Below are 22798 nucleotides of genomic sequence, written 5' to 3' on the forward strand. Positions count from 1 at the left end.
CCGCTATCGACCAATCAAAAATCGCTAGCGAGCGCGCTTCAGCAGCAACCAGCCGAGCAGGAAGCTGGCAAGGATGGGCACAATCACCGCGATAAACGGCGAGAACCCGAATACCACCGACGAAGGACCGAGCATGTCCTGTACCGTCCGGAACACAATCCCCACGATCACCCCGGTAAATACCCGCAGCCCCGTGGTCACCTCCCGCAGGGGGCCGAAGATAAAAGAGATAGCCATCATGACCAGACCGGCGATGGTGAGCGGCTGCAACACTTTCTTCCAGAAGGCCAACCAGTAGCGGGCGGACTCTTCGCCTTTGCGATCGAGGAACTTGCCGTATGACCAGAGGTTGCGCGGCGACAGGTCCGATGGCATCGGTACGACCAACGAAAACAGATCCGGGGACATGTCCGAATCCCAGTAGGAGCGCTCTTCCTGACTGCTGCTCGCGCGTTCCGGTGTGAGACTGGTCTGACGGCTGTTCTGCAACTCCCAGCGGTCATTTTCATAGTGGCCGCGCTCGGAAAACACCACCTGCTGCAGCTGGCGATCCTCGTCGAAACGGTATCGGGTAATGCCAAACAGGGTTCCGCCAGGCAGTGCCGCATTGAAATGGACAAACTCGCCGCCGTCGTAAAGCCACAGTCCCTGCTCCAGACCGGAGTTCTCCAGCTCGCCCTGGGCAATGGCCTTGCGGCTCTCGGCGGCCTGGTTGGTCACCGGAATCACCAGCTCGGCGAGCATAAGTCCCAGCACGATAAGCACCAGAACCGGCTTCATCACCGCCCAGGCAATCCGCCCGATAGAAACCCCGGAAGCCCGCATCACCGTCAATTCACTGGTACTGGCGAGAGTACCCAGACCAACCATGCACCCCACAAGCGCGGAGAAGCCGAGCTGGCTGTAAATGCGCTCGGGCAATGTCCAGAGGACATATTCCAGAATATTGACAAACTGATAGTTATCGCCGAGATCCTCGAGTTCATCGACAATCGCGGAAATCAGGTCCAGCCCCAGGATCACCAGCAAAACGGCGAGAATGGCCATGGTCACGGTGCGGGCAATATAGCGATCAAGCCGGGACATCGGAACCTCCACTTGCACCGTGGACTCGGGCATCACCACCGGCATTCGGGCCACCACGGGGTTTGCGCGGCTTGCGATTGCGCCCGCCGAGCAGCAGCAATCCAAGAATCAGAAATGGCGGATGCACCAGCCATATAGCCCAGGCCTGTTCGATCTTGCCATCCTCGATGGCACCACGGACCCCCTGCAGGGCAACCAGGTAAACGATATACAGCAGCACTGCAGGAATCATCTTCGCGTAGCGTCCCTGGCGCGGGTTGGTACGGCTTAGTGGCACCGCGAGAATGGCCACTATCAATACCAGTACCGGCAAGCTGAAGCGCCAGTGCAGGTTGACCCGCTCACGCGGGTTATCACTCTTCCACAGCGCGGCGGTGGACATGGACTGCAGCTTCTCACTGGCCTTGCTGCGCAGGCGCGGAATATCCAGCAGCACCTCATAGCTGGAAAACGCCATCTGGCGGTAATCGCTCTGTCCGGGGATCCCCTCGTAGCGATAGCCGTCGCGCAGTACCAGGTACCGAAGCCCGGTTTCCGGGTCGATCAACTGCACCCCTTCCCGGGCCACGGTGACAATCTGGTGATCGGTTTCCATATTCCCGCGGGAATTCCCTAGCTCGGCCAGAAACACATCGTGCATGGTGGACTTGTCGTCACTGAGACCATCGGCGTAGTACACCGCCCGATCTCCGCCGGTGGCGACAAACTTCTTGGGCACCAGGTGATCGAATTCATTGCGGGTCTTGTCTGCAGTGAGCAGATGGGAGGTGCGTTCAATACCGGTCGGAGTCAGGTAGAGACTCATGGAAGCCACCAGCGCCGCGACCAGCAGCGCAGGCACCAGCGTATAGCGCAGTAACTGCCGCTCACTGAAACCACAGGCGTGCAGCACCGTCATCTCGCTTTCGATATACAGACGACCGTAAGCCAGCAGGATGCCCACAAAAAAGCCTAGCGGCACCACCAGCTCAAGGAAGCCAGGCAGGCGATATCCCATCAGAGAAAACAGGATGCCCGCGGACAGATCTCCCGCTGCCGCCTCGGCCAGATACTTCACAAAACGGCCACTCATAACCATCAGCAACAGCACGGCACTGACGGCAAGTGTCGCGCCGAGTAGTTCGCGACAGAGGTAGCGGAAAATAATCACTGAACGACCAGCTTCCCTGATTACAGTTCGAAGAAATGGCGAATGGAAGTCGAGATTCCGGTTTAGATACAAGCGGTGTCAGCATAGGACACCGGATCAAGCAATCCGATCCTTCTCGGGTTAAACTTGTGCGGCGCATTATCACTAAAAAGCCCGGCAATGTCTCGGTTCAGAACAACCAGACTGACAGATACCCTGCTCGTATCGATACGCACAAGCCGCGGACTTACCAGAACATCAAGGAACCAATTACATGCAGTGTAACGCCAAGGTCACCGACATCAGCAAACAGCGCAGCGCCTGCGCCATTATCGCCGTCGACAACAAGAACCGCTTCACCGATAGCGGTAGCGCCCTCGACAAGGCCAATGGCGGCAACCTGGCCAAACTGTTAAAGCGCGGCGATCTCGGCAGCGCCGCCGGCAGCACCCTTATGGTCCCCACCCTCGAAGGCGGCGCCGAGCGGGTCCTGCTGGTGCGCTCCGGTAAAACGCCCGTCTCCCAGGCAGAGTTCCGCAAGCTGGCAAGTGCCAGCGCCGCTGCAGTCAAATCCCTGAAGGATGCCACCAGCTACCTGGGCGAAGTCTCCGTTACTGATGCCGACGCTGGCTGGCAGGCGCAGCAGCTGGCGCTGGCCGCAGGTCTCGCTGGCTACAAATTCACCCGTTGTCACAGCGATGCCAAACCCTACCCGCTGGCCAAATTCACCGTTCACGCCGCGGACAAAAAACAGCTCAAGGCAGTACAACAGGGCGTCGATCTGGGCTGTGCCCAGGCATCGGGCAGCAACGTAGCACGCGAGCTGGGCAACCTGCCGGGCAATATTTGTACACCGAGCTATCTCGCCTCTGAAGCCAAAGCGCTGGCGAAGAAACACCCAAAACTGACCACCAGCGTGCTCGATAACAAGAAGATGGAAGCCCTGGGCATGGGCGCCTTCATGAGCGTCGCCAAGGGAAGTGACGAGCCCGCCGCGATGATCGCGATGAACTATAAAGGTGGCAAAACCGGACAGAAGCCGATTGTTCTGGTGGGTAAAGGTATCACCTTTGATACCGGTGGCATCAGTCTCAAGCCCGGCATGCAGATGGACGAAATGAAATTCGACATGTGCGGCGCCGCCAGTGTCTTCGGCGTGATGAATGCCCTGGTAGAAATGAATGCGCCGGTCAATGTGGTCGGTGTGGTTGCCGCCGCGGAAAACATGCCCAGTGGCCGCGCCAGCAAGCCAGGCGACATTGTTACTTCCATGAGCGGCAAAACCATCGAAATCCTCAACACCGATGCCGAAGGCCGTTTGGTTCTGTGCGATGCCCTCACCTGGGCGGGCAAATTCAAGCCCAGCGTAGTGATCGACGTGGCCACCCTGACCGGGGCCTGTGTCATCGCACTTGGCAACCACGCCACCGGCCTCTATGCCAACCAGGACAAGCTCGCCGAAGAGCTGCTTGCTGCCGGTGAAACGACCGGTGACCGCGCCTGGCGTATGCCCCTGTGGGACGAATACCAGCCGATGCTGAACTCCAATTTTGCCGACATGCAGAACATCGGTGGCCGTGAAGCCGGTTCCGTTACCGCCGCCTGCTTCCTGGCGCGCTTCGCTGAAGACTACAACTGGGCCCACCTGGATATCGCCGGCAGCGCCTGGAAGTCCGGCGCGGCCAAAGGCGCTACCGGACGCCCGGTACCGCTGCTGCTGCAATACATCCTGAACAAAAAGTAAACGACAGCAGCGTCAAATACGAAGCCAAATCTCCGAGGCGCAGGTCCCGCTGCCGGAAACGGTTCGCAGGACTGTCGAAAAGAGGGACCTTTTCGACAAGCCCCCATGGATGGGTTCACGGCGTGTCCTGCGAACCGTTTCCGGCAGCGGGACCGCCTCACAACCAGCTTCAGTGCTCTGAAATGATGAAGTGGCGGCACCGCTACCCGGTAAAGCCTTGCGAGACACGCCGTGAACCCATCCATGGGGGCTCTTCTGTGAGGTCCCTCTCGCAGAAGGTCTCACAAGGCTTTACCGGGTATCGGCACCTTCACATTAACCTCCCGCGCCCAACGGCCCGAATCGATGACTCGAATAGATTTCTACGTTTTACCCTCTGAAAATCAGGATGAGATCCCGATTTTCGCCTGTCGCCTCGCCGAAAAGGCCTTTCGCAATGGCCTGCACGTGCTGATTGCCGTCGATGGCGAGCAGCAGGCACAACAGCTGGACGAACTTCTGTGGACCTTCCGGGAAGACAGCTTCCTGCCCCATGCGCCCCAGAACCTGGACCAGCAGGCTGCAATCGAGATCAACAGCGGCGAAGACCCCGCCCAGCACCACGGCCTGCTCATCAACCTGCGCGGTGAAATCCCCACCTGGTTCAGCCAGTTCGATCGTCTCGCAGAAATCGTCTGCCAGCACCCGGACTCCCTCGCCCGCTCGAGAACGCGATACAGTCACTTCCGTGACAGGGGATATCCGTTACAATCACACAAGATACCCAACTGACCCCAGCGGAAACGAAAGCCAGCTCCATGTCCGGTCGCAAGAAAAACAGAAAGCATCGCCACGGCCAGCCCCCGAACGAGCTACTCAGTGAGCTCAACTCCCTGCGGGAGCTCCTCGGCAGCGATATGGAAGCGGATATCCCGCTGCTCGACCAGGTCGCCGGACCCAACCAATCTGAACAACCCCAAAGTGCCCCACCGGTCACAAAGCCACAACGTGCGCCACTAGCGGCCCAGCGCCCGCTGCAAGAGGCAGACCTGCCCATCCTGTTCAGCCCGGTGGATGAAGAGCCCGCGGAGGAATATGCCCCGCTGCTCAGCGATGCCGACCGGGAACTGTTGCGCCCACTGCAGAACCTGCCGCGCAGCACCAGCCCGCTGACCGAAAACAAACAGACGCCGGCAGAGAGCAACGCCACCCAGACCGAAAATACATCCGAAGAACAATCAGATATAAAGAAAACCAATGGCGCCTCTTCCCGTGAAGAATTCCAACCCGGCCTCTTCGATCCCCAGCAAAAGCCCGCCAAGCCACTGCCGGTGACGGATGAGAAGGCAGGAAATGCGGAGAAGATTGAGGTGGAGCCCGCCTCCGCGCCTGACACACCCGCCATTGAGCGAAAAGCCCAGAGCGAGCGGAAACCGCTGCCGGCGGCGATGTCAGAAAACCCCTTCCTGCCACCGCATATCCGCGCGCGCCTGACGGGGGGCAGAATTCCCCGCCCGGAACCCGATCAAGCATCAGAGGCAAAGCCCTCCATAGAGGAAGAGCCCGATACGCCATCGGAGCCGCAAAACGCGCAACCCGCGGATACAGGCAAAGAACAAGAAACCGGTCCCAGCGATCGCGAGCGCCTTATTGAGCAGTTGATGGCCGAACAGCTGCCCGAGCTGGAGCGCCAGCTGCGCGCGAATATCACCCGGATGGTGAATGAGATCTACCCGGAAGAACTCGAATCCGAATGACCCAGCCCGGCCGATCGAGCAACCTGTCGAATCGGTTCCAGGCGCCAATTCAGGAAATCCCCGGCAACCTTTTGCCCCGACCGGCCCCGGCGGTATAATTCCGCCCCTTTTTATATACTCACCCATTCATTTCATCGCCCCGGTGTGACCGCGTATCCGGCCCCGGGCGGCAAAGCGATTCAAAGCAAGGCATTCCCCCGCGCATGGACAAGACATACCAGCCCAACGCCATCGAACAGCAGTGGTACAAAACCTGGGAAGAAAACGGCTATTTCAAGCCGTCCGGTGATACCGAAGCCGATCCTTACAGCATCATGATCCCGCCGCCGAACGTCACCGGCAGCCTGCACATGGGCCACGGCTTCCAGGAATCCATCATGGATGCCCTGATCCGCTACCACCGCATGAAGGGCGACAACACCCTGTGGCAAGTGGGCACCGACCACGCCGGTATCGCCACGCAGATGGTGGTAGAGCGCTTGCTGGCCGCTGAAGGCAAGTCCCGCCACGAGCTGGGCCGCGACAAGTTCATAGAGAAAGTTTGGGAGTGGAAGGAAGAGTCCGGCGGCAACATCACCCGCCAGCTGCGTCGCCTCGGCGCCAGCCCGGACTGGTCCCGCGAACGCTTCACCATGGACGACGGCTTCTACAAGGCTGTACAGGAAGTGTTCATCCGCCTGTATGAAGACGACCTGATCTACCGCGGCAAGCGCCTGGTGAACTGGGACCCGAAACTGCACACCGCAATTTCCGATCTGGAAGTGCTGAACGAGGAAGAACAGGGCCACCTGTGGCACTTCCGCTACCCGCTGACCGACGGCAGTGGCCACCTGGTGGTTGCCACCACCCGCCCGGAAACCATGCTCGGCGACACCGCTGTGGCAGTGCATCCGGAAGACGAGCGCTACAAGCACCTGATCGGCAAAACCATCAAGCTGCCGCTCGCGGACCGCGAGATTCCGATCATTGCCGACGACTACGTGGATCTGGAGTTCGGTACCGGCTGTGTGAAAATCACCCCGGCCCACGACTTCAACGACTACGAAATGGGCCAGCGCCACAATCTCGAGATGATTAACATCCTCGATCAGGACGCCAACCTGAACGACAACGTGCCGGAGAAATACCGCGGCATGGAGCGCTTCGCCGCGCGCCAGCAGGTAGTCGATGACCTGGATGCTCTCGGTCTGCTGGAAAAAATCGAGCCGCACACATTGAAAGTCCCCCGCGGTGACCGCTCCGGCGTGGTGATCGAGCCGTGGCTCACCGACCAGTGGTATGTGAAAACCCAGCCGCTGGCAGAAGAAGCCATCAAGGTCGTGGAAGACGGCCGCGTGGAATTCGTGCCCAAGAACTACGAGAACATGTACTTCTCCTGGATGCGCGATATTCAGGACTGGTGTATCTCCCGCCAGCTGTGGTGGGGGCACCGCATTCCGGCGTGGTACGACAACGAAGGCAAGGTCTACGTCGGTCGCAGCGAAGAAGAAGTGCGCAAGAAGCACAACCTGGGCGATATCGAATTGCGTCAGGACGACGACGTGCTCGACACCTGGTTCTCCTCCGGCCTGTGGACCTTCGGTACCCTGGGCTGGCCGGAAGAAACCCCGGAGCTGGCGGCATTCCACCCGACGAGCGTGCTGGTCACCGGTTTTGACATCATTTTCTTCTGGGTCGCGCGCATGATGATGCTGACCCTCTACTTCAAGAAGGAAGTGCCCTTCCACACCGTGTACGTGCACGGCCTGGTGCGCGACAGCCACGGCCAGAAGATGTCCAAGTCCAAGGGCAACGTGCTCGACCCCATCGACCTGATCGACGGTATCGACCTGGAAAGCCTGGTAGCCAAGCGCACCACTGGCATGATGCAGCCACACCTGCGCGAAAAGATCGAGAAGCAGACCCGCAAGGAATTCCCCGAAGGCCTCGCCGCCTACGGCACCGACGCACTGCGTTACACCTATTACTCCCTTGCCTCTACCGGTCGCGACATCAAGTTCGACGTTGGCCGTATCGAGGGTTTCCGCAACTTCTGCAACAAGATCTGGAACGCATCCCGCTATGTGCTGCAGAACTGCGATGGCCACGATTGCGGCCAGGATGGCAGCGATGATTTCGAGCTGTCCATCGCCGATCGCTGGATCATCTCCCTGCTGCAGCGCACCGAAATCACTGTGAAAGAAGCGGTAGACAACTACCGGTTCGACCTCGCCTCCCAGGCACTGTACGACTTCATCTGGGGCGAGTACTGCAGCTGGTACCTGGAACTGTCCAAGCCGGTATTGTGGGACGACAACGCCAGCGATGCGGTGAAGAAAGGTACCCGTCGCACCCTGATCCGCGTGCTGGAAACCATCCTGCGCCTGCTACACCCGCTGATGCCGTATATCACCGAGGAAATCTGGCAGCGCGTGAAGGACCGGGCCGGCAAAGCCGGCGACACCATCATGTTGCAGCCCTACCCGGAAGCCAACGAACACCGCATCGACGAAAATGCCGAAGCGGCCATCGCCTGGCTGAAGGGCGTAATTGAGGGCGTGCGCAACATTCGCGGTGAGATGAATATCTCGCCGGCGAAGAAAATCCCGCTGATCCTGCGCAACGGCTCCGCACGGGACGAAGACCTACTGAAGCAGACCCGCAGCCTGCTGACCAAGCTGGCCAGCCTCGACTCCATCGAATGGCTGGAGCAAGGTGCAACTGCACCGGCCTCCTCCACGGCACTGGTAGGCGACCTGGAATTGCTGGTACCCATGGCTGGTCTGATTGACGTGGCGGCGGAAAGTGCGCGCCTGCAGAAAGAAATCGACAAGCTGGACAAAGAGATTGCGCGGGTTAACGGCAAACTGAACAACCCGAAATTTGTCGACAAGGCTCCCGAAGCCGTGGTCAACAAGGAAAAAGACAGATTGGTCGAATTCGAGAGTGCCCGCTCTCGCCTGCAGCAGCAGCTGGAGGAAATCAGCCAGCTGTCGTAAGTTGACCGATTTGCACAAGTGATACTGGCGGGGGCGAAAGCCCCCGCTTTCCCGCACCTCTTACCAGTTTCTTCCCCCTGTTTCTCCTTACCGGTTCTTCGCGCTCTCCCGTTCTCCTCTACCAATTCCCTTCTGCTGGCGATTTTGTCCATAAGTTAAACACTCGGGGCGCCCCACTCCTTATGCCGGCGCGTTCACCAACGATGTATGGACTATCCTGAGGACAACCTTTTCCTGCCGCCCTTACAGCAAAACGGGCTAAGTCTATGCATAACCCAAAGTCTTCGGAGAATTCATCCAAAGCCACCGCTGATGAGGCACGCCTCAAACCTCAGGTGTTTTACAGTTCCGTCATTGGCATCACGCTCTTTTCCCTGTGGGCCATGTTTTTCACCGAGCAGGCCGGCAAAGTCATCTACGGCGTACTCGCGTGGATTTCAGGCAGCTTCGGCTGGCTTTACTTTCTTGCAATCGTCGCTTACCTCGTTTTCGTCATTGTTGTCGCACTGTCCAAATACGGAGATATCAAACTGGGGCCGGACCATGCGGAGCCAGAGTTCAATGTGGTCACCTGGGCGGCCATGCTGTTCGCGGCGGGCATCGGTATCGACCTGATTTTCTACTGCATTGTCGAACCACTCACCCAGTTCATCGCTCCGCCAACGGGTGAGGGCGGCACCATTGAAGCCGCTCGTCAGGCCATGGCCATCACCTTCCTGCACTGGGGATTATCGGGCTGGGGCGTCTATACCCTGGTGGGCATGTCACTGGCGTTTTTCAGTTATCGCCACGGACTGCCCCTGACCATCCGCTCCGCACTCTACCCCCTGTTTGGCAAGCGTATTTACGGCCCGATCGGAACGTCCGTGGATATTGCCGCGGTGCTGGGTACGGTGTTTGGCGTCGCCACCAGCCTCGGCATTGGCATCATCCAGCTCAACTTCGGCCTGAAATATATGTTCGGCGTACCCGAGGGTACCGCGACCCAGGCAGTGCTCGCGGTGCTGATCGTGGTGTTTGCAGCAATCTCGGCCGCTACCGGTGTTGAACGCGGCATTCGACGACTGTCTGAATTCAATATGCTGCTCGCCATCGCGCTGATGCTGTTTGTGTTACTTAGTGGCAAAACCCGCTTTCTGCTGGATGCGTTCGTTACCAACCTCGGCGATTACATACAGCACTTTGTCGAGTTGTCTTTCAATACGTTTGCCTTCGATCCACCACAGGACTGGCTCAACGCCTGGACCATCTTCTTCTGGGCCTGGTGGATTGCCTGGGGACCGTTTGTGGGGCTGTTTCTCGCGCGCATCTCCCGCGGCCGTACTATCCGCTCGTTTGTCGCCGGCACGCTGATACTGCCCTTTATGTTTATGGCAGCGTGGATGGCAATCATGGGTAACGCCGCTATCGATATGGTGCTGGGGGGCGCGGCAGAGTTTGGCAAGGAGGCCACAGCAAATCCCGGCTCTGCCATTTACCTGTTCCTGGAGCAGATGCCCTGGACCACGCTGACCACCATTGCGGTCACCATTCTCTCCATTGTGTTCTTCGTCACTTCCGGCGACTCCGGCTCACTGGTGCTGTCCAACCTCACCTGTCGGCTGGAGGACCCCAATCACGATGCACCACCCTGGATGCGCGTGCTCTGGGCGGCCATTATCGGCATCGTTACTCTCTCGTTATTGATGACCGATGGACTGGCAGCACTGCAAAGTGCCGTGGTGATCATGGGGCTGCCTTTTGCCTTCGTCCTGATTCTGATGATGCTCGGGCTCTCCAAGGCACTGCGCCTGGAAGGTCTTAAATCCGCAAGTATGCAGGACGCCTTGTCCGGTCATTTATCTGGCCGAACCGTCTCCCGCGAAGGACACAGCAACTGGAGTCAGCGGCTTGCCCGTGCAATCAGCTTCCCGACCTTCAAACAGGTGGAACAGTTTATCGAGCGCACCGTGCGGCCCGCGTTCGAGGCGGTAAAAGAGGAGCTTTCCGAGAAAGGCTATCCGGTAAACATTACTGAGGGTGGCGGTGATGACCTGCACGTAGCACTGAATGTAACACTCGGTGAGGAGGTGGACTTTACCTATCAGGTATGGCCGCGACAGTGTTCCATGCCTGCATTCACCCTGCGCGCCGAGCAACCCCGGTCCAGCTATTTCCGGTTGGAACCGCACCTGCGCGAAGGCGGGCTTACCTACGACCTCATGGGCTATACCCGCGAACAGGTGATCGGCGATATCGTCGATCACTTCGAGGCGCACCTGCAGTACCTGCACATGCGCCGAGAGCTCGCCACGCGCACCCCCGGTGAGGAAGATGAACCCGGCCCCGCTTGAGAACTGCAATGACCGAATCCAATTTTGACCAGACTTTCGATTACATCGTGGTCGGCGCCGGTTCCGCCGGTGCCGTCGTCGCCAGCCGCCTCTCCGAGGATCGGGACACCGGTGTGCTGTTGCTGGAATTTGGCGGCAAAGACAATTCCATTTTCATCCGTATGCCGACGGCACTGTCGATCCCGCTCAATATGCCGAAGTACGACTGGGAGTTTTACACCGAGCCGGAACCGGGATTAAAGAACCGGCGTATTCATCAGGCTCGCGGCAAGGTCATCGGCGGTTCATCGTCGATCAATGGCATGGCCTTCGTGCGCGGCTGCAAGGGCGATTACGAAGAGTGGGCACAGCAGGGGGCAAACGGGTGGGCCTATGCCGATGTTCTGCCGTATTTCAGGCGTTCGGAAACCTGTGTTTACGGTGAGGATGATTATCGCGGCGGTGAGGGTCCCATCACTGCCTGCAATGGCAACAATATGCAAAACCCGCTTTACCGCGCCTTTATCGAAGCGGGCAAGCAAGCGGGCTACGGCTATACCGAGGATTACAACGGTTATCGCCAGGAAGGGTTCGGGCGTATGGATATGTCCGTACGCGACGGCGTCCGCTGCTCTACCGCCCTGGCCTATCTCAAGCCGGCCCTGTCGCGCCGTAATCTCGAGCTGAAGATGCACGCCCTCACTACGCGGGTCATCATGGAAGGCAAGAAAGCCATCGGGGTCGAGTACGAGCAACATGGCAAAACATTTCGTGCGCGCGCGAAACGCGAAGTCATTCTCTCCGCCAGTGCCTTCAACTCTCCCAAGCTGTTGATGCTTTCCGGTATCGGCCCCGCGGCACACCTGAAAGAGCACGGCATTGACGTGGTCCACGACCTGCCAGGCGTGGGGCAAAACCTGCACGATCACCTGGAAGTCTGGGTACAGCAGGAATGTACCCAGAATATCACCCTGAACGGCGCGCTAGGGCCACTCTCCAAAGCGTGGATCGGTCTCCAGTGGCTGCTGTTCAAGCGCGGTCTCGGTGCCTCCAACCATTTCGAATCCAACGGCTATATCCGCAGTCGCGAGGGGCTGGAATGGCCGGACATTCAGTATCATTTCCTCGCCGGCGCCATCGCCTACGACGGCTCCAGTGCGGTCAAGGGTCACGGCTTCCAGGCACACCTTGGCTGCAACAAACCGCTCAGCCGTGGCTGGGTGAAACTGAAATCCAGCGACCCACGGCAACAGCCGGAGATGTTCTTTAACTATCTGGATCGGGAAGAAGACAAGCAGGCATTCCGCGCCGGGTTACAGTTTACGCGGGAGATCTTTGCCCAATCGGCCATGGATCCCTACCGTGGCCGGGAGATTGAGCCCGGCATGGATGTTCAGAGTGACGATGAGATTGATAACTGGGTAGCAGAGTCCGCTGAAACCGCTTATCACCCGGCCGGTAGCTGCCGTATGGGGACAGATGACCTGGCCGTGGTGGATCCGGAATGCCGGGTACGCGGAGTGGAAAATCTGCGGGTGGTCGACTCTTCCATCATGCCCACGGTCACCAACGGCAACCTGAATGCCCCCACCATCATGATCGGGGAAAAAGGCGCGGACCATATTCGCGGAAAAGGCATGCTGCCCGCTTCCGATGCCGACAGCTACACCGCCAAGGATTGGCAAACCAGCCAGCGGGAGAAAGCCCCGCAGCGCTGAGCCTGCTGAATCAGTACGGCGCTTCTACATCGCCTTCGGCCACATAAACCGTCTTGAGTTTGGTGTAGTGCTCGAAGGCGCGGCGGCTGTTTTCCTTGCCGAGACCCGATTGCTTGAAACCGCCAAACGGCATTTCCACCGGGGTCAGGTTGTAGGCATTGATCCACACGATGCCCGCATCCAGACGATCGGCGATACGATGGGCACGCTGAATATCTTTGGTGAAGACACCGCCAGCGAGTCCGAATTCGGTCTGGTTGGCCCGTTCGATCACTTCGTCTTCGGAACTAAAACCCAGTAGCGACAGCACCGGGCCAAAAATCTCTTCCCGCACGATTGTCATCTTGTCGTCGAGACCATCAAAGATGGTGGGCTCGACAAAGTTACCCCCTTCGCAGCCCTCGACTTTAGCCTGTCCGCCACCGGTGAGTAACTTGCCCCCCTCCTGCTTGCCTTTTTCGATATAGCTCAGCACGCCGGCCATATGATCCGCGCTGATCATGGGCCCCACATCGGTGTCCGGGTCCAGAGGATCCCCCAGCTTGAGTTTTTTGGTGCGGGCAACCAGCTTGTCCACGAATTTCTCGCGAATCGATTCGTGCACAAACACCCGGGTACTATTAGTACAGATCTGTCCCTGGGTATAAAAATTACCGAGCAAGGCAGCACCAACCGCGTTGTCCAGGTCCGCGTCCTCAAACACGATCAGCGGCGACTTGCCCCCCAGTTCAAGGGTCACGCTTTTCAGGGAGTCCGCAGCAGCACGCATCACCGCCTTGCCGGTGCCTACTTCCCCCGTCAGTGAAACCTTGGCGATCCCCGGGTGTGCGGTGAGCATTTTTCCCGTATCCGCCATCCCCTGAACCACATTGAATACCCCGTCAGGCAGGCCTGCCTGCTTGTAGATTTCAGCCAGTTTCAGGGCAGATAACGGTGTCAGCTCCGCTGGTTTGAATACCATGGCATTGCCGGCGGCCAATGCGGGAGCAGACTTCCAGGCGGCAATCTGGATGGGATAATTCCACGCGCCGATACCGGCACAGATACCAATCGGCTCGGGCCGGGTGTAGAAGAAGCCTCCGGGAACAACCTGGTACTCTCCCTGCAATGACGCCGCCTGCCCGCCGAAAAACTCAAGGCAATCGGCTGCAGAACCGATGTCGGCTTCCGGCGTTTCCGCGAGTGGCTTGCCGCCATCCAGAGACTCGAGGCGTGCCAGCTCGTCACAGTTGTCCCGCAACAGCTGGGCCGCCTTTACCAGTACACGACCGCGCTCGGCCCCACTCAATGCAGACCATTCCGCCTGCCCGCGCTTTGCAGACGCGACAGCCTTATCCACTTCAGCCTGCCCGGCTTGCGCAACCCGGCAGATGACCTTGCCGGTCGCGGGGTTGATGGTGTCAAAGAACTGGCTTTTTTCCGGCGCCACATACTCACCGTGAATCCAGAGTAACTGATCGTCCATATCCGGCATCCTTTCCCCTCACCTCTGGTGAGATTCCTAATAACTGTGATTACCTGAAGACACTGCGCACTCAAAAAACCAGGAGCACTCAGCAGCAGGAAAATGGCTAGAAACTGCGAGTAACGCCGATAACAACGTCACCGTCGGTCAGCTTCGGGTTGGCGAGAAAGGGATCCACACCATCGGTATCGTACCAGCGCAGCCCGAAGCTCCAGTCATCGACCACATAATCCACGCCAATATCCCAGTAGGTGAAATCCAGGTTGTCGTTACCGGAGCCAAACGTCTGCTCGCCGACGCGCAGTGACGGCGTCAACCCCGGACAAACTTCGTAACCGAGGGTTATTTCATAGGCGAGCGCAGAAACGCCATCGAGAAAATCATCGCCGAAATAGTTATCTGTCCACCAGACGCTGGGACTGGCAGAAAATTTATCCTTGGAGTAATTGAGATAGGTATAAACCTCGGCGTAATCCAGACTGAATTCAGAGCCGGGATAGTTATAGCTCCAGTATCCAATATCAAAGTTGAAACCACTGTCGCCGATGTCTTTGGTAAAACCGATATATGGATCAATCTCCATACTGTTTCCGTTGCCGCCAAAATCCGTGTTTGACGCCCAGACGCCCAAATACAACCCGCCGTCGTGGGACCAATTGAAATCCCCCTGCACCTGAGGGCGGCCATTAGAGTTGGAGATACTGCGAAACATGTAATCACTTGCCATCAGCAAGCTGCCGGCAAAGGTACCCAAGGTGTCTTTCTCACTTTGGGATTCCTGCGCGAGGGATTTGGCAGCAAAACCGCTGAATAGAATGATCGCTATCACCCCATGCAGGAAGCCAGCTCTTTGACGTAATTTTGCTTCCATGCCTTCTATCCTCGGATGTAATCTAAAAACACCCCTTACTGTAGGATAAGATTCAGGCGGTTCAAGGCAGGGCGCGGGATATAAATTCCGGCAAATTGACGGCATGTAAATCAGGACGGGGAAAGTCGATGCGCTGGTTTTGTCGGAATGGCATCCATTCCGTCAGCAATACACGACTTACACAGACAAAAAAATGGCGAGCAAAATGCTCGCCATTTTTAAATTCAAACCAAAGGTTTATCGACTGGTATGCACTAAACCAGTGGAGGCGCGGAGAAATAATCCATGGAGTAAGCCACCCGCTCCTCCACATTCTTTTCCAGCTGTTCCAGATCCATTTTTTCAATGTGCTCCAGCCGCGTACGCAGGCCAACGCCATTGGCAATCTGGATTGCGAGGCCGGGGCGCGCATTCGCCTCCAGCAGCAGAGGGCCGCGTTTGCGATCGAGCACGATATCGCAGCCCAGATAGCCGAGACCGGTCATTTCATAGCAGCTGGCCGCCAGCCGCACCAGTTCCTGCCAGCCCGGCACTACCAGATCGGAAAATGGCATTTCCGTATCTGGATGTTTGTCGATTCGAATGCCCCGCTGCACCGCATGACAGGATTTACCTGTGGCGAGATCCACCCCGACACCGACAGCGCCCTGGTGCAGATTGGCTTTGCCATCGGAATCGTGGGTGGAACAGCGCAGCATGGCCATCACCGGAAAACCTCGGAACACGATCACACGGATATCCGGCACCCCCTCGAAGGAGTACTTGTCGAATACCGGATCGAAATCCACCAGCGCCTCGATCATCACCCGGTCCGGCTTGCCGCCCAGGCTGTAGAGACCGCTGTGGATATTGCTGACGTGCCGCTGGATATCCAGCGCGGTGACTTTGCTGCCGGAGGGTTTCAGGTATTCATCACCGTCGCGCCCGACAATCACCAGGATCCCCTTACCACCGGACCCCCTGGCGGGCTTGATCACGAACTTTTCCAGCGGTTCGATGACCCCCATCACGCGCGTGCGGCTGGGCTGGGTCTCGAAGGCGGCAATCAGCTCGGGCACCGGTATACGGTAACGCTTGGCCTGGCGCTTGGTATTGAGCTTGTCATCGACGATGGGATATTTATCGCGATCGTTGTAGCGCGCAATGTAATGCACATTGCGCGCGTTCATACCCAACACGCCAAGCCTGCGCAGTTGGAAGGGCGAAACCAGCCCGCCACGTAAGAAAGACGGAAGCTGCATCAGCGCACCAGCTGGCGGAACCGCGCCAGTTCACCGAGCCGGAATCCGGTGTAGTTGCCGACGATCATGATGAAGCCCAGCAATACCAGCAGCAGTTCCGGGAAGTTGAAGGTCCAGTGCTCGATATAGCGGTTGGTCATCACCCACCAGGCGAGTACTGCAACCAGCAGGCTGCCTCCGGCCTGTATCACCACCTCATAGGGACCATCCTCTTCCCACACGATGGACATACGCTCGATGGTCCAGGCGAGAATGATCATGGGGAAGAAGGTGACCGTCAGCGCCTGCTCGATACCGAGTTTGTAGCTCACCACACTGATCGCCCCCATCAGGATCACCACCGTCACCACGACGGCGGCGATCCTCGCCACAAGGAGCAGGTTGAGCCTGCTGAGATAGAAACGGATCCACAGGCCGAGGATCAGGATCAGTACAAAAATGGCGAGACCGGTAAACAGCTGGGTTTCGATAAAGGCGATGGCGAGCAGTACCGGCATAAAGGTACCGGAAGTCCGCAGTCCCACAAACACCCGCAACAGCACTACCACCAGCGCCCCGACCGGCACCAGCAGGATCAATTTGAAAATGCTCTGCTGCTCGATGGGCAGGCTGTAAATAGAGAAATCCACCAAGGCTTCTTTTTCCTGGCTGGTGCTCAGCATGGCCACGTCCCGCGCCGGTACATCGTTGGAGATTACCGAGAAAGTCACCCCGGAATCGCGTCCGCCCTCGACGTCCAGCAGGCTCTTGCCACCGCGCTGCCAGATAAAGAAGTTCTTGGGTACACCGGGGGATCCGCTAAGGGGCTCAAACACCACCCAGCGCTTGCCATCATAGATTTCCAGCAGGTCTTCCGGATCCAGACGGCGGCGATCATCTTCCAGGTACAGGCCGCGAATCCGGTGCGCGGGGATATCTGCCGCCGCCAGGACCAGCAGCGCCACATCCACAAATGAGCGGTCTTTGTAATAGCCGAAGATCAGGTTCCGGTCCTGGTTGCGGTTATCCCCCAGGGCCGTGAGCAGTTCTGAAGTAAAGGTGCGGGTGTCGGAGGAGCGCTCCCGCGCGGTGCCGACCAGCGAGAAGATTGCCTGACGCACGGCTTCCTGCTCGCGCGCGCCCAACAGTGGCGCCACCACTTTGGTACTCAGGTCCAGTGGCTGTTCCAGGGCCGCGCCCGGGGTCTGGTGCACATCCAGCTGATAGAACAGCGACTGCACACCAGAGGCTTGGCGCTTGGCCCACACGGCCCGGTATTCGTCATCCTCACGGATGACGTTGAAACCGTAGCCGGATGAACTGAAGGTTTCCCCCAGCACTTCCATATTGCGCTGGGCGCGGGGCAGTGTGAGCGCTGCCTTGGCCGGACCGCCGTCGGCATTGAAGCGCACCTTGGCTTCGATGGTCCACACGGTGCGGTACTCTCCCGGCAACAGCGGGAAGCCCAGCTCGACGTTTTTGTAGATGGTGAGGCCGGCGCCCATCAGAGCGAGTAGCGCGGCGAGAATATAGACCTGAGCCCGTGGCGACATTCGCCATTTCCCCAATTAATGATTGTAAGTAGCTTTTGGCCACCTATTTTTGCCGGTTACTGGAGGATCTGCCAGTGACCGGCCCACATTTTCACGTTTCGGAGGAATTATTTACTGAAGGAAGGGAGTTTTGGCTTGCCCTGGACCTGCTTGCGGCTGACATCCACCACTGCCGCATCTTTGAGGAAGTTGCGCCCCACCAGCAGCGGGAACTCAAATTCACCGCGCTCCACCAGGTTCACTTCCACCATATGGGTAACTTCACCCACGGTAAGACTCATATTCACAATCGGGCGACGCTGACGGTCGAACCCGGGACGGGCAACCCGCACGTGACGCTTGATCGGCAATTCGATTTTCTTCGGCTCGGCATCACTGCCATCGCCGAGCTTGAAGCGCACCCATTCGTTACCATCCCGCTCGAAGCGGGTCAGTTCCAGCACGCTGAGTGAACAGGTGGCTGCACCGGTATCCACCAGCGCGCGCAGGCGAATATCACCCGGCTCCACAGTAAAGAACTCTTCCGAGCCCAGGACCAGCTTGTCTTTGGCTACGGGAACTTCGACAACCTTTTCAAAGTTGCGCTCGATCACCCGCTCCACCACTTTGACTTCCGGCTCCGCGCACACCACGGTTTCCGCGGGCGGGCACTGGCCAGGCTCCAGGGGTGTTTCGGCGGGCAGCTGGGGCTCGGCAATCGGGCTCTGGGGACCGGCAGAGGAAAAGCTCTCACAACCGGCGAGCAGCTGAACGGCCAATAACAGGCAAATTGAAGGCAAAAACCGCATCTGTTTTATTACTACCTTAGGGGCGGGAAACCAGCCCCGCGCGCTGTTTTTTTAAGTAATCCTGGCGGTATCTCGGTCGGGCAGTCCATGTTCGCCCGAATTTTGAAAGCACGGATATTACCCTATACGCCGGACGACTGCACCGACTGCGGGATAAAATGACGTGCTACAGCGGATTAACAGCGGCGCCCTCAGCCCCGCTCCAGCCGCTCATCGATATCCAGCAGCTTGCGGGTAAGGCCCGCGATAGGCAGATCGGTGCCTCGAAAATACTCTTCTGCCATGGGGGCAATACCACATTTACCCGGCAGCGGCTGCTCCAGCTCCACCAACTGGCTCATACGCGGCAGAAATACAAATTGCAGCCACTGGGGCAACGTCAGGGTATCGACACAGAACGGCTGGGTACTGGCCAGCGCCTCCGCAGACGGCGGTTCCGCGTCCCACAATTCCACAGCGCGCATCTCCGCTTCCAGTTCCAGCAACAGGGTGGCGATATCGGGATAGATCGACTTCATAGGCTCCAACAAGTTCAATTGATCATGCGCCGGAAAGGCGGCAGTGAATCCAGCATGGCACGTCCGTAGCGCTTGGTGACGATCCGCCGGTCAAGCAGGGTAATCACACCGCTATCCCGTTCCGTACGCAACAGGCGCCCGCAGGCCTGCACCAGTTTGAGCGCGGCATCGGGCACGGTAATCTGCATAAACGCATTGCCGCCCTTGGCCTCGATCCACTCGGCCAGTGCCGCCTCGATGGGATCATCCGGAACAGCAAAAGGTAATTTGGCAATCACCACTTGGCGACAGTAGTCCCCCGGCAGATCCAATCCCTCAGCGAAACTGGCAAGGCCAAACAGGACACTGTGCCCACCGCTGTCGACGCTCTTCTTATGGCTGTCCAGCAGCTGCTGGCGGGACTGCTGCCCCTGCATCAAAATGCGATTGCGCCAGGTGCCCGGCAGGGATTCATACACGGTTTCCATCTGTCGGCGGGAGGCAAACAGCACCAGAGCACCACCACCGCCGTCCTCGCCGTTGTCGCTCAGCAGACCTGGCAGTGCGGCTATCACCGCATCCGTGTGCAGGTCTGCATTGTTGGCTTCCACCGCATCCTTCGGCACCCGCAGCTCCGCGCGGGAGAAATCAAACGGGCTGGGTACTATCTCGTAGCTGGCGTTGTCCGGGGTACCGGCGCGCATTTTCAGGCGGTCAAAGCGCCCCAGTGCGGTGAGGGTGGCCGAGGTCAGCACGGCACCGTAGCAGCGTCGCCACAGGCTGTACTCGAGGGTCTTGCCTGCCAGGATCGGCGAGCTGCACACCTCAAAATCAAACGAACCGCCCCAGTCCACCAGTGTGACCCAGCGCGCCTGAGGCACCGAGCCCTGATCCTCGCGCGAATAGTTGGCCCAGAGTTCCAGGTTGGCTTCGGCGCGGCCATGCCAGCTGCCGAGCACCGGATACCAGCGCTCCAGGTCGACAATAGGTACCGGACTGTGAGCGTCTTCCATCATACGCTGGGCCACCTGCACCATCTTGCCCAGCAGCGCTTCCATCTCGTCGAAATCTTCTCGCAGCTGGTCGGCCAGCTGCATCAGGGATTCCGGCACCACACCGCCCTCAAAACGGTGACGGGCACTGCGCCCGGGACCAGAACCACCGCCGCGGCGGTCTTCATCGAACTCACACAGGTCTTCCAGCAAAGGCCAGGCCATCTCGAGCTTCTGCTTTGCCGCAGTAAACAGCGCCGGCAGCTCCTCCCCTGCACGGTCCAGCTCTGCGCCGTCGCCGATCTCGCCCAGCAGCTGGCTGAGGTTCTTGTTCGCCTGATCCAGCCAGCCGGTAGTGGCGCCGACGCGGCTGTGGTGGGCAAAGTGATTCAGGGCTTTGTCCGGCAGGTGGTGGGCCTCGTCGAGCACATAGATGGAGTCTTCCGGTGCCGGCAGGATCGCGCCGCCGCCCAGGGCGAGGTCCGCCAGCAACAGATCGTGATTGGCGACAATAACCCGACTTTTGCCCAGACTCTCGCGGGCACGGAAGAAGCTGCAGGTACTCACGTGGGGGCAGCGGCGACCGCTGCACTGGCGATGGTCGGTGGTGACCCGGCTCCAGTCTTCGCCCTCGATGGTGTCTTTCCAGTTGTCCCTGTCCCCGTCCCAGCTACCGGTGGCAAGCTGGTCGGCCATTTCCCGGTACAGTTTGATACCGACATCGTCCACCTGGGGCTTTTCGTCCTCGTAGAGGGCCATGGAGGCTCCGACACCACTGGAGGTAAGCTCGGTGAGCAGCTGGTCCAGCTTGGACAGACACAGATAGCGCCCGCGCCCCTTGGCGAGGGAGACTTCAAACTTGAGCCCCGAATGCCGGATCAGTTCCGGCAGGTCTTTGTTGATGATCTGTTCCTGCAGGGCGACCGTGGCGGTGGAGACGACGAGGGTTTTATCGTGGGCGATGGCCATGGGGATAGCGGCCAGCAGATAGGAGACGGTTTTACCGGTACCGGTACCCGCTTCAACCACACAGATATGCTGGCCGTCGGTCTTGCCGTGGTCTCGCTCGCCGGCGCCGTTGCGCTCGATTCCGCCGAGGGCGCGGGCGATGGCGGCGATCATCAGTTTCTGGCCGTAGCGCGCCTTGAGCTCGCGGCCGTTGAGGAACTGACGGTAGGCGTTCTGGATGGATTCTTTGTCTTTATCGCTGAGCACTGGGGACCGGCTGGATTCGTATTGAGGGTTAAATCAGCCGGCCATTATCCACGCTTGTTCAGGGTTTAGCCAACTCGGATTCTATGCGCCTCGGATATTCCCGCCTCGGTGGCGGCGAACAGAGCGCCCGCTCTCGACACAAGATCAGCAATCGTTACTGCTCGTAAGCCAACCGGGAAACCACCGGATTGGCATACCCCTGAATGGCCTTGTCTCGCCAGCGCTCGTCGATGGCCGCCATACGCTGCTCGAATTTTTCGCGAATTTCCTGATGCTCGTCCGGATGCCAGGGCTTGGCCGGATAGCCTACCGGCAACTGCGGAGCCTCACCGTAGATCATCTGGTAGGCAATCAGGTTGGTGGGATGCAACACGTAATTGCCGATAATCTGGCGATCGATCTCATCCGCCAGCGCAGTGACATCACTGAAGTCTTTCTCGATCGGGGTACCGAACGCCGCGTGGACATGCCCTTTCTGGCCGACAACGCCCTTGGCGATGCTGCCAAGGTCCTCATGGGCCTCTTTCTGGTACTCGTCCTGGTGCTCAGTGATATACAGCTCGCGGGCCTTGTAGCGATCACAGGGATCCCACTCGTAGGAGATAGAGAGCGGCACAATGTGCAGCTCGCGCCAGAAGTCCGCAAATGACTGCTCTTTGGGCTTGGCCATACCAAACATGGCCGCCAGCGCCGGATTAGTGCGATCGCGCCCATCTTTGGCACGACCGGCGCGCTGGGCAATCCACACGTGTTCGTTCTCATTCACGATCGAGTGGTGGATATACCGGGATAGCGTGGTCGCCGCCATCAGCTTCTCGCGGCGGCTGCCGGAGCTGCGCTTCACCACGAAACACTTGTTCAGCTTCATGATGTCGGTGGCAAATTGCTTGGACAGCAGGTTGTCACCAATGGCGATACGGGAGGTCTCGTGGCCTTCCTTGTACATGGCGAGAATTGCCAGCGCCGGGTCCATGGCGATGTCCCGGTGGTTACTGACGAACAGGCAGGCGCGATCTTTGGGCAGGGTATCCAGACCGGAGATGGAAAGGCCGCAGCTGGTGCGATTGACCGCCTTCTCCAGATACTTGGCAATTACGTCCTGTACCCCGCGCACATTGTTGGCATTGCGAAACTCAAAGCGCACCAGTTGGCGCACCAGCCAGGCGAGCGGGCGCTCGAGCTTACCGGCCATACCGGGCAACAGAAAGTGTGCCACCACGCGGGACATTTCGGGGTCTTCCACCAGGCGGCGCAGCGCCGGGCGGACCTCATCGTCCCGATAGGGGCGGATGTCTTCGAATTGACTAGTGTCCAGATTTCTCGCATTCATGGAATTCAACTACCTGCCAACCCCAGCGCGCGATCTCTGCGGTCACTGCGCTCTGGCTTTTTCTTATAGTGGCCCAAATGCCGTCATAACGAAGCGGCTGTGGGCGAAACCGGCGCAGAACATACCGGATGCAAGGAAGAACTGCCAGCACCAAGACGGACCCG

Annotated in this window: 16 protein-coding genes; 6 read left to right on the forward strand and 10 right to left on the reverse strand. The window is 58.8% G+C overall.

The window, feature by feature from the left end; translation table 11 throughout:
- Positions 1-24: 24 nt before the first annotated feature.
- Positions 25-1086 (reverse strand): LPS export ABC transporter permease LptG, encoded by a 1062-nt coding sequence (lptG, locus tag HUW35_RS00470; protein WP_181253782.1) that lies wholly within the window; start codon positions 1084-1086, stop codon positions 25-27.
- On the reverse strand, positions 1073-2236 hold the full coding sequence (gene lptF / locus HUW35_RS00475) for an LPS export ABC transporter permease LptF (protein ID WP_255463392.1): 1164 nt from the start codon (positions 2234-2236) through the stop codon (positions 1073-1075). The genes lptG and lptF overlap by 14 nt, the downstream gene beginning before the upstream one ends.
- Positions 2237-2489: 253 nt before the next feature.
- On the opposite strand from lptF, the gene HUW35_RS00480 reads away from it, so the two are divergent.
- The 6 genes from HUW35_RS00480 to betA all read left to right on the forward strand — a co-directional run bounded on the left by HUW35_RS00480 (position 2490) and on the right by betA (position 12703).
- Positions 2490-3959: a leucyl aminopeptidase gene (locus HUW35_RS00480; protein ID WP_181253783.1), complete on the forward strand. Its 1470-nt coding sequence runs from the start codon at positions 2490-2492 to the stop codon at positions 3957-3959.
- 345 nt (positions 3960-4304) lie between these two features.
- Entirely contained in the window at positions 4305-4730 is a 426-nt protein-coding gene (locus HUW35_RS00485; RefSeq protein ID WP_181253784.1) for a DNA polymerase III subunit chi, read from the forward strand.
- A gap of 26 nt (positions 4731-4756) precedes the next feature.
- Positions 4757-5695, forward strand: coding sequence for a hypothetical protein (locus HUW35_RS00490; RefSeq protein WP_181253785.1), 939 nt, complete (start codon positions 4757-4759; stop codon positions 5693-5695).
- A gap of 203 nt (positions 5696-5898) precedes the next feature.
- On the forward strand, positions 5899-8673 hold the full coding sequence (locus tag HUW35_RS00495; RefSeq protein WP_181253786.1) for a valine--tRNA ligase: 2775 nt from the start codon (positions 5899-5901) through the stop codon (positions 8671-8673).
- Positions 8674-8939: 266 nt separating this feature from the next.
- Positions 8940-11006 carry a choline BCCT transporter BetT gene (gene betT / locus HUW35_RS00500; protein WP_181253787.1) on the forward strand — a complete coding sequence of 689 codons (2067 nt, stop codon included), beginning with the start codon at positions 8940-8942 and terminating at the stop codon, positions 11004-11006.
- Between the two features lie 8 nt (positions 11007-11014).
- A complete protein-coding gene (betA, locus tag HUW35_RS00505; RefSeq protein WP_181253788.1) occupies positions 11015-12703 on the forward strand; it encodes a choline dehydrogenase in 1689 nt (562 codons plus the stop codon).
- A 10-nt stretch (positions 12704-12713) separates the two neighbouring features.
- Here the strand turns inward: betA and betB are convergent, their stop codons facing one another.
- The 8 genes from betB to HUW35_RS00545 all read right to left on the reverse strand — a co-directional run bounded on the left by betB (position 12714) and on the right by HUW35_RS00545 (position 22634).
- Positions 12714-14168: a betaine-aldehyde dehydrogenase gene (gene betB / locus HUW35_RS00510; RefSeq protein ID WP_181253789.1), complete on the reverse strand. Its 1455-nt coding sequence runs from the start codon at positions 14166-14168 to the stop codon at positions 12714-12716.
- Positions 14169-14274: 106 nt separating this feature from the next.
- Positions 14275-15039, reverse strand: coding sequence for a TorF family putative porin (locus tag HUW35_RS00515; RefSeq protein WP_181253790.1), 765 nt, complete (start codon positions 15037-15039; stop codon positions 14275-14277).
- A 254-nt stretch (positions 15040-15293) separates the two neighbouring features.
- A complete protein-coding gene (locus HUW35_RS00520; protein ID WP_181253791.1) occupies positions 15294-16280 on the reverse strand; it encodes an alpha-L-glutamate ligase-like protein in 987 nt (328 codons plus the stop codon).
- Complete coding sequence (locus HUW35_RS00525; RefSeq protein WP_181253792.1) at positions 16280-17812, reverse strand: inactive transglutaminase family protein; 1533 nt, start codon at positions 17810-17812, stop codon at positions 16280-16282. Before HUW35_RS00525 ends, HUW35_RS00520 begins: the two co-directional genes overlap by 1 nt.
- A 107-nt stretch (positions 17813-17919) precedes the next feature.
- A complete protein-coding gene (locus tag HUW35_RS00530) occupies positions 17920-18591 on the reverse strand; it encodes a RimK/LysX family protein (RefSeq protein WP_181253793.1) in 672 nt (223 codons plus the stop codon).
- Positions 18592-18791: 200 nt separating this feature from the next.
- Positions 18792-19118: a YqcC family protein gene (locus HUW35_RS00535; RefSeq protein WP_181253794.1), complete on the reverse strand. Its 327-nt coding sequence runs from the start codon at positions 19116-19118 to the stop codon at positions 18792-18794.
- 14 nt (positions 19119-19132) lie between these two features.
- Positions 19133-21304 (reverse strand): ATP-dependent DNA helicase DinG, encoded by a 2172-nt coding sequence (gene dinG, locus HUW35_RS00540; RefSeq protein ID WP_181253795.1) that lies wholly within the window; start codon positions 21302-21304, stop codon positions 19133-19135.
- Between the two features lie 154 nt (positions 21305-21458).
- Positions 21459-22634, reverse strand: coding sequence for a 1-acyl-sn-glycerol-3-phosphate acyltransferase (locus HUW35_RS00545; RefSeq protein WP_181253796.1), 1176 nt, complete (start codon positions 22632-22634; stop codon positions 21459-21461).
- Positions 22635-22798 lie beyond the last annotated feature (164 nt).

It is taken from the genome of Microbulbifer sp. YPW1 (assembly GCF_013367775.1).
Classification (GTDB): Bacteria; Pseudomonadota; Gammaproteobacteria; order Pseudomonadales; family Cellvibrionaceae; genus Microbulbifer.

Bases quoted from the DNA above. Each gene is read 5' to 3' on its own strand.
- lptG (WP_181253782.1), bottom strand. From the start codon at position 1,086: ATGTCCCGGCTTGATCGCTATATTGCCCGCACCGTGACCATGGCCATT.
- HUW35_RS00480 (WP_181253783.1), top strand. From the start codon at position 2,490: ATGCAGTGTAACGCCAAGGTCACCGACATCAGCAAACAGCGCAGCGCC.
- HUW35_RS00485 (WP_181253784.1), top strand. From the start codon at position 4,305: ATGACTCGAATAGATTTCTACGTTTTACCCTCTGAAAATCAGGATGAG.
- HUW35_RS00490 (WP_181253785.1), top strand. From the start codon at position 4,757: ATGTCCGGTCGCAAGAAAAACAGAAAGCATCGCCACGGCCAGCCCCCG.
- HUW35_RS00495 (WP_181253786.1), top strand. From the start codon at position 5,899: ATGGACAAGACATACCAGCCCAACGCCATCGAACAGCAGTGGTACAAA.
- betT (WP_181253787.1), top strand. From the start codon at position 8,940: ATGCATAACCCAAAGTCTTCGGAGAATTCATCCAAAGCCACCGCTGAT.
- betA (WP_181253788.1), top strand. From the start codon at position 11,015: ATGACCGAATCCAATTTTGACCAGACTTTCGATTACATCGTGGTCGGC.
- betB (WP_181253789.1), bottom strand. From the start codon at position 14,168: ATGGACGATCAGTTACTCTGGATTCACGGTGAGTATGTGGCGCCGGAA.
- HUW35_RS00515 (WP_181253790.1), bottom strand. From the start codon at position 15,039: ATGGAAGCAAAATTACGTCAAAGAGCTGGCTTCCTGCATGGGGTGATA.
- HUW35_RS00520 (WP_181253791.1), bottom strand. From the start codon at position 16,280: ATGCAGCTTCCGTCTTTCTTACGTGGCGGGCTGGTTTCGCCCTTCCAA.
- HUW35_RS00525 (WP_181253792.1), bottom strand. From the start codon at position 17,812: ATGTCGCCACGGGCTCAGGTCTATATTCTCGCCGCGCTACTCGCTCTG.
- HUW35_RS00535 (WP_181253794.1), bottom strand. From the start codon at position 19,118: ATGAAGTCGATCTATCCCGATATCGCCACCCTGTTGCTGGAACTGGAA.
- HUW35_RS00545 (WP_181253796.1), bottom strand. From the start codon at position 22,634: ATGAATGCGAGAAATCTGGACACTAGTCAATTCGAAGACATCCGCCCC.